Annotated in this window: 14 protein-coding genes; 10 read left to right on the top strand and 4 right to left on the bottom strand. The window is 37.0% G+C overall.

Annotated features, from left to right (window positions below; genetic code table 11):
• Window positions 1-231: 231 nt before the first annotated feature.
• Window positions 232-2,154, bottom strand: a complete 1,923-nt coding sequence (locus tag H541_RS0101745; RefSeq protein ID WP_022795635.1) for an NAD(P)/FAD-dependent oxidoreductase — start codon at window positions 2,152-2,154, stop codon at window positions 232-234.
• 267 nt (window positions 2,155-2,421) lie between these two features.
• Here H541_RS0101745 and pplA point away from each other — a divergent pair, with 267 nt between their 5' ends.
• From pplA to H541_RS13480, 5 genes are all read left to right on the top strand, one after another.
• Entirely contained in the window at window positions 2,422-3,342 is a 921-nt protein-coding gene (gene pplA / locus H541_RS0101740) for an extracellular electron transfer flavoprotein PplA (protein ID WP_022795634.1), read from the top strand.
• A 391-nt stretch (window positions 3,343-3,733) separates the two neighbouring features.
• Window positions 3,734-4,840, top strand: coding sequence for an FAD:protein FMN transferase (locus H541_RS0101735; RefSeq protein WP_022795633.1), 1,107 nt, complete (start codon window positions 3,734-3,736; stop codon window positions 4,838-4,840).
• 33 nt (window positions 4,841-4,873) lie between these two features.
• A complete protein-coding gene (gene menA, locus H541_RS0101730) occupies window positions 4,874-5,830 on the top strand; it encodes a 1,4-dihydroxy-2-naphthoate polyprenyltransferase (protein ID WP_022795632.1) in 957 nt (318 codons plus the stop codon).
• Window positions 5,831-6,002: 172 nt separating this feature from the next.
• Complete coding sequence (locus H541_RS13485; protein ID WP_026501533.1) at window positions 6,003-6,686, top strand: helix-turn-helix domain-containing protein; 684 nt, start codon at window positions 6,003-6,005, stop codon at window positions 6,684-6,686.
• A complete protein-coding gene (locus H541_RS13480; RefSeq protein ID WP_205617794.1) occupies window positions 6,677-7,585 on the top strand; it encodes an IS3 family transposase in 909 nt (302 codons plus the stop codon). The genes H541_RS13485 and H541_RS13480 overlap by 10 nt, the downstream gene beginning before the upstream one ends.
• Before the next feature lie 266 nt (window positions 7,586-7,851).
• Here the strand turns inward: H541_RS13480 and H541_RS0101715 are convergent, their stop codons facing one another.
• Both H541_RS0101715 and H541_RS0101710 read right to left on the bottom strand, forming a co-directional pair.
• Window positions 7,852-8,382 carry an endolytic transglycosylase MltG gene (locus H541_RS0101715; RefSeq protein WP_022795631.1) on the bottom strand — a complete coding sequence of 177 codons (531 nt, stop codon included), beginning with the start codon at window positions 8,380-8,382 and terminating at the stop codon, window positions 7,852-7,854.
• A gap of 13 nt (window positions 8,383-8,395) precedes the next feature.
• Complete coding sequence (locus H541_RS0101710) at window positions 8,396-8,875, bottom strand: helix-turn-helix domain-containing protein (protein ID WP_022795630.1); 480 nt, start codon at window positions 8,873-8,875, stop codon at window positions 8,396-8,398.
• Between the two features lie 220 nt (window positions 8,876-9,095).
• On the opposite strand from H541_RS0101710, the gene rpmG reads away from it, so the two are divergent.
• The 4 genes from rpmG to H541_RS0101690 all read left to right on the top strand — a co-directional run bounded on the left by rpmG (window position 9,096) and on the right by H541_RS0101690 (window position 11,872).
• Window positions 9,096-9,248: a 50S ribosomal protein L33 gene (gene rpmG / locus H541_RS0101705; RefSeq protein ID WP_022795629.1), complete on the top strand. Its 153-nt coding sequence runs from the start codon at window positions 9,096-9,098 to the stop codon at window positions 9,246-9,248.
• A 344-nt stretch (window positions 9,249-9,592) separates the two neighbouring features.
• Window positions 9,593-10,279, top strand: a complete 687-nt coding sequence (locus H541_RS11220) for a rhomboid family intramembrane serine protease (protein WP_022795628.1) — start codon at window positions 9,593-9,595, stop codon at window positions 10,277-10,279.
• A gap of 212 nt (window positions 10,280-10,491) precedes the next feature.
• Window positions 10,492-11,469: an ROK family glucokinase gene (locus H541_RS0101695; protein ID WP_022795627.1), complete on the top strand. Its 978-nt coding sequence runs from the start codon at window positions 10,492-10,494 to the stop codon at window positions 11,467-11,469.
• Window positions 11,462-11,872 carry a rhodanese-like domain-containing protein gene (locus H541_RS0101690; protein WP_022795626.1) on the top strand — a complete coding sequence of 137 codons (411 nt, stop codon included), beginning with the start codon at window positions 11,462-11,464 and terminating at the stop codon, window positions 11,870-11,872. The genes H541_RS0101695 and H541_RS0101690 overlap by 8 nt, the downstream gene beginning before the upstream one ends.
• 76 nt (window positions 11,873-11,948) lie before the next feature.
• Here the strand turns inward: H541_RS0101690 and H541_RS12895 are convergent, their stop codons facing one another.
• Window positions 11,949-12,089, bottom strand: coding sequence for a DUF4044 domain-containing protein (locus H541_RS12895; RefSeq protein WP_022795625.1), 141 nt, complete (start codon window positions 12,087-12,089; stop codon window positions 11,949-11,951).
• Between the two features lie 212 nt (window positions 12,090-12,301).
• On the opposite strand from H541_RS12895, the gene gndA reads away from it, so the two are divergent.
• Window positions 12,302-13,735, top strand: coding sequence for an NADP-dependent phosphogluconate dehydrogenase (gene gndA / locus H541_RS0101680; RefSeq protein WP_022795624.1), 1,434 nt, complete (start codon window positions 12,302-12,304; stop codon window positions 13,733-13,735).
• Window positions 13,736-13,842: the final 107 nt, after the last annotated feature.

Genomic DNA, 13,842 nt, shown 5'->3' with positions numbered 1-13,842 from the left:
GCACGAATAGGAGGATAGTACATCAAAAATAGGGTAGTTTGGTAGTTTTGATGATCCTTGTTGTACCCTAAAAGTGTTTGTAGGATTAAACAATAATCGCAAAACTAGAACCACCCTATGTCTTTTGGTAGAAGATTATGACCTAGAATCATTTGTTTGATTGAACTTTTGATTGAACAGTTGTTAGTTTCTTTTACTAAAAATGATCAGGTAGTTATCATGTAGATTATCTTACTCGCCGTATCGCGATTTAGGAACTCCATACCACCATTTTCCAAGTGTTTGTTGTATCCAAGGTATTACCCATTTATCTAAACCGAATGCTCGTCCAGATCCATTCATCAGAGCAAATGCCACAAAGATAAACCATATATTAACCCAATAGAACATACCAGATAAGCAGAATGTGATGACTAGTACGATTGTTACGGCACTTGACAACCATGTGAACAAGCCGACGATTAAGCATGCTGCTAATGCAAGTTCAAAGAAGACCATGAATTTTTGGAAAAAGAGAGCAACTTCCATATTTGGCATGAAGACTTGCATGAGGCTATTGAACCAATCCGGCGCTGAATCGAGTACCGGCATAGGCTCCTCACCATAGGCATAGCTTAAACCAAAGACAGTTTTAACTGCTTCTGCTCCAGCATCTGCAGCCCCACTTGCGGCACTCGTAGCATCAGATGCCCCACTTGCTGCATCTGCCGCTGCTTGATAGTCCCATGTCCAAGGAAAGACGCTATCACCTACGAACCATGAGCCTTCTTTAAACCACGTATCTGGGCTTAACCATTTACCTTCACCAACTATTTTTTTGAATGCTTCAATAAACCAAACCAAGCCATAGAATACTCGTAGTGGGACACTCCATAAAACATTACCATTTCTGGAACTGTGACCCCGAAGCACATTACGATCATCTTTGACACGGAAAAATTCATGCAGGGCGTATTGGCACATATAGTAGCCGGAACGGATATCAAAGAAGTATTTCAAATTAACAATATGCTTCATAATGATAGCGAAGAATCCACTGAGATGAATTTTATCAAAAAGATTTGCGACACCCCATTTTGACCCAACTGATACCATAAAACCTTGATAATTACCTTTATAGGCTTCTGCCTCTCCGCCAGTAATCGAAGCGATTATATGATGTGCCGCTGTATGTGCGGTTTGTTCGGCAGCTTGAACAATTTGCGGGGTAGGAGTGTTAGGAAATTCTTCGTAGTAAGCTAAGTCTCCTACAATGTAGATGTTTTTATCTTCATATCCTACCGCTTGCATATATTTATTAGCTACTAAACGGTTACCTCTGGCGGGTTCTAATCCAAAATCGGCAGCATCAGCAGTCCCTTTGACACCAGCAGTCCATATTAAGGTATGAGTAGGGATGGTAGACCCATTCTTTAAAATAATATGGTCTTTTTCAACCGCTGTAATAGGTGAATTAAGAACTAACTCAACGTTTTTCTTCTTTAAATGGCGTTCTGCCTTGCCAGCATCTTTGCGATCCAACATATTTAGAATTGTCGGGAGAGCTTCAACAACTTTTAGAGAAATTTCGTTTGGATCGATTTTATAAGTTTTTGCTAGCTTATCTTTCCAGTCGACTAATTCACCAACCATTTCGATACCAGTAAAGCCAGATCCACAGACCACAAATGTCAAAAGTGCCTTGCGCTTTTCAGGGTCGGTTTCTCTCGAAGCTAGGTAAACAGTGTCTTCGATATGGTGTCGGATACGAATAGCATCTTCGATTGACCAAAGTGTAAAGCCGTTTTCCTTAACCCCTGGCGTATTGAAATCGTTGGGTTCCCCTCCAAGACCAATCATTAAGTAATCAAAAGGGTAGGACCCTAATTTTGTCGTAATGATTTTATTCTCTTTGTCTATACCCGTAACAGTATCAGTGACTAACTTGACATTTTTTTTACGACAAAATAAACGCTGCAGGTCATACTGAACAGCGTCAGGTTCGACACGTCCACCTGCCACTTCATGTAGCTCGGTCATCATTGTATGATAGGAATGCCGATCAATCAGAGTGATCGTTGCATCCTTCTTTCCCTTTAGTTTTCTCGCCATCAGTTTGGTGGCCGCTATACCTGCATAGCCTGCACCAATCACGACAATATTCTGATTAGTCATCTGAATCTCTCCTTACAGTAATAAATGCATTAAAATATAATTTCACAATCATCCTTATTATAATGGTAACAGAAACGTTTGTCTAAGCCTTTTTGGAATTATTATAATTTAGTGAAAAATTATTGGAATCGATCACAAATATTGATAAAACGTTAATGCAGGCAAAAATACTGTTGACATGTTTTTATATTGCTTTAAAATGTTAGTTGAATCACAAACTATTTCTTTCTTACAATAGTTTGAATAATATAAAAAGGTGGAAGTAAAATGAAAATGGGAAAACTTTTTAAAGCCCTGACAATACTTCTTTTCACAGGTATTGTGTTGGCTGGTTGTTCATCGAATGACAACTCAGATGATAAGGAGAAAGAGTCAGAAACAAGTCAAGATAATGGTTCAGAAGAATCATCTGATGTAGTTTCTGCAGCATCATTACAAGATGGTGATTACTCCTTAAAAGAATTAAACGACAAAAACGGTTACCATGTTGAATTCTCAATTAAGGTAGCTGATGGGAAAATTACTGAATCAAATTATGACTATGTGAATTCTAATGGCGATTCTAAAAAAGATGATGAAGAATATAATACAGCTATGAAAGATAAATCTGGAGTAGACGCTTCTGAATATATTCCTAAATTGAACGAAGAATTGTTAAAAGCCCAAAATCCTCAAAATGTTGAAGTCGTATCAGGTGCCACACACAGTTCTCACGCATTCCAAAACTATGCACAACAGTTGATTCAAGCTGCACAAGCTGGAAACAAGGAAACAATTGAAATCGATAATGGTGCTGAATTGAAAGATGGCACATATACTTTAGAAGAAAAGAATTATTCTAATGGTTACCGTACTGTCTTCTCTATTGTTGTGAAAGATGGAAAAATCACTGAATCTAATTTTGATAACGTCAATGAAGATGGCAAAACAAAGAAAGAAGATTCTGAGTACAATACAGCAATGAAGGAGAAATCGGGGATCAGTGCCGACGAGTACATCACTAAATTCAATGAAGAACTAGTGAAAACAATGTCCGAAGATGGTGCTACTCCAGGAGATGTAGAAGTTGTTTCAGGTGCAACACATAGTTACCATACATTTGTTTTATACGCTGAGCAATTAGTGAATGCTGCTGAAAAAGGTGACACTGAAACAATTACAGTCGATAATTACGTTGATGCAAAATAATGATCAATGAGCATGCTAATAAGGCCTGTCTTATTGAACACATCTAGCTATGAAAGTTATAATAGAGAGTTGCTTTCATTACTACACGATAGGGTCTATTAGTAGGCAGAGTAATTTAAATCGAAAGAGTCTAACACTAATCGAAGCTAAGCGACGTTCGCTTTAGCTTCTTTTATTGTCTTAATGAGAATCCTTTTTCTCAATAAGACAATAATCTGTTAATATGAGTTAGTAACATGAAGTGGCTATAGAGTTGAATTACTAGCATGTAATAGTCTATAGCTATAAGGATCCATTTATGAGTGTAGTGAAGCATTTATATTAAGCGGAAATATAGTAGGAGCTTTAATTAAATTTGGAGAAACAATTCAGAAGATGCGAGGAATGTTTAATGAGATATAAGCTAAAAACGTTACTATTTATAGTGATTACGATCGTTGCAATGACTGGCTGTGATGCTAAGACAAACGACACCAACTCAGATAGTCAGACAGAGCCTGCTGAAGGACTTTTAAAAGAGCCTTATTCTGATGAACAGTATTTACTGGGAACTTATGTCAGAATACGTGTATATGATGAAAACAAGGAAGACGCTTTAGAACCTGCGTTTGAACGTATTAGTGATTTGGGTGATAGGATCACAATCAATCAAAAGGGTTCTGAAATAGACGAAATCAATGCAAATGCCGGTGAGAAGCCTGTAAAAGTATCGGATGATATTTACCATTTGTTAAAAGTTGCTTATGATTACAGCGTTGAGTCAAATGGTGGGTTTAATATGGCTATTGGAGCAATCACCCAACTATGGCGAATTGGTTTTGATGATGCTCGGAAACCAGAACAAGCTGAGATAGATGAAGCACTTAAACATGTTGATTATCGGAAAGTACAGTTTGACGATCAAAATCAAACTGTTTATTTAGAAGATAAGGGTATGATTATTGATCTTGGGGCTATTGCCAAGGGTTATATAGCAGATGTGGCAGTCAAAGTCCTGAAAGACCAAGGAGTGACATCTGCTATCGTTGATCTTGGTGGCAATATTTTTGTTGTAGGCCATAGTTGGCGCGGTAAAAATGAAGATTGGAATGTTGGTATCCAAGATCCCAATAGTGAAAGAGGAGCCATCTTAGGATCAATCAAAGAAGCGGATAAAACAGTCGTAACATCAGGGATTTATGAGAGATATCTTAATGTAGATGGTCATAAATACCACCATATTTTCGATTCAAAAACAGGTTATCCTTATGAAAATGATCTGGCCAGTGTAACGGTGATTACGGCAAAATCGATAGATGGAGATGGACTGACAACAGTTGCATTTGATAAAGGGGTCAAAGAAGGGCTAGAGTTTATCGAGAATGAAACAGACCCAGAAACTCAAGCAATATTTGTGACTAAAGAGGGCGTCGTCTATGTTACAGATGGAATCACGGACACTTTTAAGTTAGATGAGAGTTCTGATTATAAGATGGGAGACAGAAATGATTTGCAGTGAGGCTATTAGTTTGAATCGGAGTGTGAACTTGCAGTGAAACGTTTAAAAGTTTTTTTGGAAGTTGTTGAGATAAAAACTAAAGTTGCCAGTTTATTTCCTTTTTTAATTGGATTACTGTTTTCAGTTAGCTATTTTAAGAGTGTTAATTGGAGAAATTCTGTACTCTTTTTTACAGGAATGATCATCTTTGATATGGCAACAACAGCCATCAACAATACGATGGATTATAAAAAAGCTAAATCTGATCTTTATCGTCAGACGCAAAATGTCATTGGCAGAGAAAACGTCTCAGAGAGTGCTGTTACTAATATGATTTTTGCCATGCTAGGAATCACTCTACTGATTGGTCTATTATTAAGTTGGCTAACCGGATGGCTCATGCTGATTATGGGGGCAATTGTTTGTTTTATTGGTATTTTCTACACATTTGGGCCAGTACCATTATCAAGAATGCCTTTGGGGGAGATATTTAGTGGTTTTACGATGGGACTTGGTATTTTTGCAATTACTGTTTACATTAATACTGTTAATAATCCCGTCTTTTATCTTGATATCGACTTTGTCAGAGGAATCTTTTATTTGAGTGGAAAACTGTATGGTATACTTGCGATTTTGATAGCTGCGATGCCATTGGTTCTGACGATTAGCAATATCATGTTAGCTAATAACCTGAGAGATCTTGAAATGGACATTAAAAATCATCGGTATACACTCGTTTACTTTATTGGAAGAGAACATGGTATTTTACTGTTTCAATCTTTGATGTATGCAGCCTATGTCTTTATTTTAGTAGGACTATTACTAGGGATTTTTCAGTGGCCAATTCTATGGATATTTGTAAGCTTTCCGAAAGTAAGAAAGAATACTACTGAATTTACAAAGAAAGTGCCACTGCCTTCTAGTTTTGGCTATGCAATCAAAAATATGGCATGTTTTAATTTGAATTATGCAATCGCTCTAGTGTTGTCCATTTTGTGGCAAATGGTGTAACGGGACAATTTTGGGAAGGCAAAAAATGTAGAGAGTATGTAGAGAGTATAAAGATAGAACACAAAAAAGTGAAACTTAAAAAGATAGAAAGTAAAAAAGCTACGGCAAAACTGATATGCTCCCCCTATATAGGACACTGAAATATAAAAGTCCTGTATAGGGGGTATTTTGTATGTCAAATAGAAAGATGAAACTCACTCCGAAAAAACGAGTAGAACTAGTAGAGAGCTATTTGAATGGTGAAGACAATATGAGCAACCTAGCTCGCTCTGCTGGCATTAGTTGGTCTACTTTAAAGAACTGGCTTTTGCTTTATGAGAATGGGGGGCCTACAGCCTTATTAGAAAGTCGTACGAATACACACTATACGATTGAAACAAAAATTCAGGCTGTAACTGATTACCTAAATGGTTTAGGGGGTCTGTTGGAAATTACTAAAAAATACGGATTAAGACAGTCTACCCAACTACGAGATTGGATAAAGATATATAATACTCATGGAAACTTCAAAACAGGAAGCGGTGGAAGTCAAATGAGTCAATCAAGAAAAACAAGTTTCAAAGAACGGGTGGAAATTGTTCACTATTGTATTCTGCATAATCATAACTATGGCAAAACGGCTATCAAGTATCAGGTATCGTACCAACAGGTACGTCATTGGGTCCTAAAATATGAGAAAATGGGCGAATCCGGCTTAAAAGATCGCCGAGGACGTCGAGTTGGAACAGAACCCAGTCGGACACCTGAAGAAGAAATGCGTGATCGACTGGCTGAACAAGAACGCAAAATCAAACGGTTAGAAATGGAAAATGACCTCTTAAAAAAAGTCAGGGAATTAGAAAGGAAGTGGGACTAGACCTCATTCGTCATATCTTTGAATACCAAGCAATTAAGGAACTCCATGATCTCAAAAAATATTCGATAAAACTAATGTGTGATTTTTTACATGTCTCTAGATCAGCCTATTACCGCTGGTTAAAGCAACCAAAATCAGCTCAAACTATCTTTAACGAGCACTTGGCAGACCTCGTAAGATACATCTATGAAGCAGATAACGACAAGGGGTATCGGAGGATCCGCGACGATTTGGTTCAAGACTTTGGGTTGCACGTCAATGACAAAAGAGTATTGCGGATTTGTCGTAGTCTTCAAATTAAATCTACAGTCAAACATCGTCCAAAAGGAATTACTAAAGCTTCCAATAATCCTTATCATATTGCCAAAAACTATCTAAATAGAAATTTCCATGCAGATAAACCAAATGAAAAATGGTTAACTGATGTCAGTGAATTCAAGTACACTCTAGGAAACCAAGTAAAGAAAATTTACCTTAGTGCCATTCTAGACTTAGCAGATCGGCGTATTGTCTCTTTCATCATTAGCGATAGAAACGATAATAAGTTGGTTTTTGATACCTTTGACGAAGCCATTCGACTTGAGCCTGAGGCTCATCCGCTATTCCATAGCGATCGAGGGTTTCAGTACACCAGTAAAACCATGAGTTCTAAAATCAAAAATCAAGGGATGAAACAAAGCATGTCTCGTGTTGCACATTGTATTGATAATGGGCCAATGGAGGGGTTCTGGGGACTATTGAAACGCGAAAAATACTATCGTCGTAAATTTATAAGACGCGAAAATCTCGTATCGATGATTGAAGATTACATTAGCTACTATAATAATGGCCGTTATCAACGATGCTTGAAATCTAAAACTCCATTACAAGTTCACCAACAACTTCTAATGGCAGCGTAATAATCGTATCTCTTAGAAGTGTGAAACGCCCTTTGTTTCGCACATCTAAGGGATACGCCAACCGAGCGCAGCGAGGTTTAAACAATAAAACAAAAGAACTGTTTGCCACAAAAATAGCAAACAGCTCTCTAAAAAAATTATTATATTTCCGTGTCCACTTGACGGGGAGCCCATCATAACTGCCGTAGCTTCCTCATTCGCATCAAGAGTTTTATCTTGAGTTATGAAATGTTTCAATGACAATGATCAACTCATTTAGAAAAGCATCAATTTGTGATTGCTTGTGCGATTTGTTCGTTTGTCATGTCACTATTCAATTCGAATGTTCCTGGACGAACAAGCACATCATAACCATTTTCTGTTAAGAAGTTTGAAAAGGCTGTTGCATCACTAATAACACCCTGAGAAGCTAAGTCACTTGCCACTTGAGAAGCAGAAGCGCCTTCTGGAATGACGAAGTTAACAGTTGTTGGGGTGTTTTGATCATCATTTGATTGATCATCATTAGCTTGATCATCGTTATCAGATTGGTTATTATCTTGATCAGCATCATCATTATTTGAATCAGACTCTTTAGCAGCAACTTGCTCTTCTAGATCTTTGATCTTAGTTTGAGCATCGTCATATTGTTTTTGTAGTGCTTCATAATCATCATCGGTATGTGTTTGCGTTGCCGCGTCACTTTGCATAAAGCGTTGTATATTTTCTGGTAAATATGGTTTGGCAAATATTAGTCCCGCCACTACTAATGCAGCAAGAAGGAAACCAATGCCAATAGATCTGGTCGCTGTTTTCATGAGTGTTTCCCTCCTAGGATAGCGAACGTTCTTCTAAGTAATTATCTACTACTAACTGAACAGTTGTAACAGGTACATTCAATTGCTCAGCAATGTCGTCTAAAGTTTCGCCTTGATTATAAAGCGTTACTATATGTTGCTTAGTCAAACCATGCATTGGGCTTGAAGCAGGTCTTTCATTATATGAATAGTCATATTGATGATCATCATCGTCATAATCATCATAACGGTCATAATCTTCGGTTGAAGGGTTAGAGTGTTCTACAGAATTAGATTCTACTGGTATATCAACTTTTTCCTTTGTCAGTTCACGCTTTTCATCTTCAAGCTCTTGTATATGACGTTTCAATTGATAGATTTCGCGATTTTGGTCCAAAATTTGTTGGTCCAACGCCTCTGTTTCAGCATCATTAGTCCTATTTTTCAAGAATAATGAGATTAGCAGAAAGAGAATAGCGAAAACTAAAAGAACAATAATAATTGTCCATTCCATTATATTTACACCTCTTTCAAATAGTTGATGTCTTAATGATAATCTAGTGATAGTGGTAATTCAATCTTTTTAAATGATTTTATGTCTATCATTAGAAATAGGATCAGAGATAGAGGTCGAAAGATAAGAAAAATAGTTGGATATAATAGCTAAATCATGGTATAATTATACGAGTTAAGGGCTATGCCCTGTTATAGTAATGAGCTGGGGGGGTTAGCAGATGCGCGTCAATATCAATTTAGAGTGTACAGAATGTGGTGAAAGAAACTATTTGACTAACAAAAATAAACGGAACAATCCTGATCGTTTAGAAGTTAAAAAATTCTGTCCTAGAGATCGTCGTGTAACTTTACATCGCGAAGTCAAAAAATAAAGTTTTGAAAAAGTTGGACATTTGGTCCAACTTTTTTATTAATATAAAGTTTTGAGTTGCTAGTGGTTGTTTCGTCTTGTTATTTTGGTATTGTCAGCCTGTAATTGTTAGCCTGTTAGTATAAGTCAAGTCATTAAAAAAGACATAGTTGAAGACATAAATGAAGCTATGAATGACGTCATCAGGGCTTTAAAATTTGAGATATTACAGTAATGATAGAATTGTAGTTAGATAAATGATAGTTAGTTAGATGAATAGTTAACTAGATTAATAGTTGCCTAATTATAAATTAATAGTGAGATAGAATGGTGGTTAGAGATAGATATCAGAGAGGGAGGAATTTGGTGCAAGGGCGATCTTTTTTAAAATGGGATAGGGATCTAGTAACTAAGTGTTTATTAGTGATTCAGGTTGTTTATTTTCTATGGTTAGAGCTACAGGGTGGATCAACTAATACGTTCGTCCTAGCAACATATGGAGCTAAGGTCAATGTCTTAATAGCTAATGGTGAGTGGTGGCGTTTGATTACTCCTATTTTTATCCATATTGGATGGACACATTTACTTTTAAATAGTTTAACGCTGTATTACGTGGGAATTTTGGTAGAACCACTAATTGGTTCAGCAAAATTTGCTATAATATACTTGCTGACTGGTGTGTTTGGTAACGTAGCTAGCTTTGCTTTCAATAACTCAATCTCAGCTGGTGCAAGTACTTCATTATTCGGCCTTTTTGGTTTATTGGTGGCATTTGGCCGTATTTTTCCGGAGCAGCATATAGTTAGAAGTTTAAGCCAGCAGTTTAAATTACTAGTGTTAGTCAACGTTTTCTTTGGCTTTTTAAATCAAGGAGTCGATAACTTTGGGCATTTAGGTGGTTTGATTTCCGGCTTAATGTTGGCTTGGTTAATTGTTCCTTTAAAGAGCAATCGAGTGAGTCCGCTATTGAGAGTAGGTCTTACAATCGGGTTAATAGGCTTATTTATTCTGTTATACTGGCTTGGCTTAGTACGGGTTGCTTCTCAAAACTAAGATAATGAACTGATAACTGATTTAGATTAGCCACTGGCTGCGGAGCGCATGCGTCAAGAAAAAGAAGGATATAGTCTATAAATCTATCTTTAAGCTTAATGCTTTAGGTTTAATGCTTTAAGTTTAATGCTTTAACTTTAATGCTTTAAGTTTTTAAGTATTAGTTTTATGGACTTCAGATTTTATTATTGGAAAAGAGGAAAATGATAATTATGGCTAAAAAGATATTGGCAATTGATTTAGGCGGTACCTCTGTCAAGATTGCTATTGTGACTCCTGAAGGTGAAATACAGGATAAATGGACAATCAAAACAAATGTTTTAGATGATGGCATCCATATAGTTCCGGAGATTATTGAATCTATAAAGGAAAGAATCGCCCAATTGGAATTACCGTCTGATGAGTTGTTAGGGATAGGTATGGGATCTCCTGGTCAAGTGGATGACAAAGAAAAGACAGTGATAGGTGCTTATAATATTGATTGGGTTGAAAAGCAATATGTTGGTGAACAACTAACAAACGCTTTAAATCTTCCAGTCTTTCTTGACAATGATGCTAATGTTGCCGCACTAGGTGAACGGTGGATGGGCGCTGGTTCACTAGCTGATGATGTTGTTTTTGTGACACTTGGAACAGGTGTTGGTGGCGGTATTATTGCTAATGGGGAATTACTGCATGGTGCCAAAAATGTAGCAGGTGAGATTGGGCATATCACAGTAGAATTAGATCATCCCTTTGATTGCACTTGTGGCAAAAAAGGATGTTTAGAGACAGTAGCGAGTGCGACTGGTATCGTGAACCTTGCACGTTATCATGCACAACTTTTTGCTGGTGAATCAGATTTGAAAAAAGCTGTTGATGATGGTGAGGAAGTAACCGCAAAAGACGTGTTTGATTTAGCAAAAATTGAAGATAAGTTGGCCGTTATTGTTGCCAAAAACGTTGGACAATATCTAGGGTTAGCAGCCAGCCATCTTGCAAACATATTAAATCCTAGTTTTATTGTTATAGGCGGTGGCGTATCTGCAGCAGGAGTTTTTTTGCTAGATATCACTAATCAAACATTTAAAGATAATTGTTTTAAACAAGTGAGAGATTCAACAGAATTAAGACTAGCTCAACTAGGTAATGATGCTGGGATACTGGGAGCCGCTTATTTAGTAAAGGTAGGAGTTGAAAACAATGCCTAAATTAAGTCCATTAACTATCATCAATATAATTTTGTTAACGGTTGTTATCATTTTTGGAATCTATTATTTAGTCCAACTTTACTTTAGAAAAAAGTCAGCCAAATTGGTCTCAAGTGAAGTATTTGGTGATGATATTAGGAAAACACAAGTAGTCGATGTGCGTGAAACCACTGAATTTCACAAGGGACATATTTTGGGTGCACGAAACATTCCTTATACACAGTTTAAACAACGTTATCATGAGTTGCGTAAGGATCAAAAAATTCGATTGTATGATGATGGCGTTTTTCTTGCTGGAAAAGCAGCTAGGATTTTAAAGAAAAACGGTTATTCCGACATTGAAATCTTAAAATCAGGTTTTGCTGCTTGGGACGGTAAAGTAAAAGGAGAAAAGCCAGAATAGCCTAAAAGCTAACTGCCAAGCACTTTTTTATATAAAAAAAGTTGAGAATCGCATCTCAACTTCAGTATCGAATCATTTAATTTGTTAATTGAAAATAAATAGCACCAACAGCAGATAAAACCAATGTACCTATTGTGGCAATTAGCATTAGCCAAACGACCACACGAGTGATCTTTTCTGCTTTGGTTAAATTTCTTTTTTCTTTATTGTGTGACATAACTTCCTCCTTTTTGCTATTCGTTACATATTTTACTGTAAATCGTAAAAATAGCAACACTTAAAGTGATCATGGTGTTTTTATAGAAAAGCGAATAGGAATAAGGGTACTATTTAGTAGAGTCCAAAAGGATTGAACATAGAAAATGTACAACTCTTTTGGAACAGTTTTATTGATGATTATAAAACAGAGATGAAAAGGGGCCAAATAGAATGAGTAAACAACAAATAGGCGTTGTCGGAATGGCAGTAATGGGTCGCAATCTTGCGTTGAACATTGAACGGAATGGTTATTCTGTTTCTATCTTCAATCGTACGACCTCGAAAACAGATGATGTTGTAGCTGAAAATCCAGGAAAAAAACTAGTTCCAACCCATTCGGTGGAGGAATTTGTTGATTCTTTGGAAACACCACGACGAATCTTACTGATGGTCAAAGCTGGAAAACCAACTGATTTGACCATTCAATCTCTTTTACCCCATTTGGACAAGGGAGATATTTTAATTGATGGTGGAAATACCTTCTTTAAAGATACTATTCGTAGAAGTAATGAACTTGCTAACTCGGGGATTAATTTTATTGGAATGGGTGTTTCTGGCGGTGAAGAAGGCGCCTTGAAAGGACCAGCAATTATGCCGGGCGGGCAAAAGCATGCTTATGATCTTGTCGAACCTATTTTAAAGAAAATCGCTGCTAAAGCCACTGATGGGGAACCTTGTGTAACTTATATCGGTGAAAACGGCGCTGGACACTATGTGAAAATGGTCCATAATGGCATAGAATATGGCGATATGCAATTGATAGCTGAATCGTTTGATCTGCTTCATAGAGCATTAGACTTCACTATTGACGAGATTGGTGATATCTTTGGCGAATGGCGAGCTGGAGAGCTTAATAGTTATTTGATTGATATAACAGCGGATATCTTGACCCGAAAAGATCCTGATACTCATGATCATCTCGTCAACGTCATTTTAGACAAGGCAGGCAATAAAGGAACTGGAAAATGGACATCTCAAAGCTCGCTTGATCTCGGTGTTCCACTAACATTGATTACTGAGTCTGTATTTTCTCGTTATTTATCTGCACAAAAAGATGAGAGAGTTGCAGCAAGCGTCAATGCTCCTAAGTTGGCTAAAATTAAATTGTCTGACGATGAGAAAAAAGAGTGGGTCGAAAAAATCCGCCAAGCATTGTATTTCAGTAAAATTATGAGTTATGCCCAAGGATTTGCACAAATGAAACAAGCTAGTGACCATTTTGACTGGTCATTAAATTATGGTGCAATTGCTAAAATATTCCGTGCTGGTTGTATTATTCGGGCACAATTCTTGCAACACATTACTGATGCTTACGAAGAACAACCTAATCTTAACAATCTCTTACTTGATGATTACTTCAAAAAAATAACAGAAAAGTACCACGAATCAGTTCGTGAGGTCGTTAGTTTAGCAGTAAGGACGGGAATTCCTGCACCTACCTTGAGTTCTGCAATTTCATATTTCGATGGCTATCACACAGCTGTTCTGCCAGCTAATTTGATCCAAGCGCAACGGGATTATTTCGGAGCACACACTTATGAACGAATTGATAAACCAGGCACATTTCACTTTGACTGGCAAAATGATCAAGAAATCACTTTATAGTATCTATTTCTTCTGATTGATTTCAGATGATTATGCTGAAACGTTTGCTAGTAACTGTTATTAATGAGGTTACTACTAAACAGTAGTGAGCAACTCTAAGCACTATT

Source organism: Bavariicoccus seileri WCC 4188, from assembly GCF_000421665.1.
Lineage (GTDB): Bacteria > Bacillota > Bacilli > Lactobacillales > Aerococcaceae > Bavariicoccus > Bavariicoccus seileri.
The sequence above is the reverse complement of the archived record's forward strand: the minus strand, read 5'-3'. Positions and strand labels throughout refer to the sequence as shown.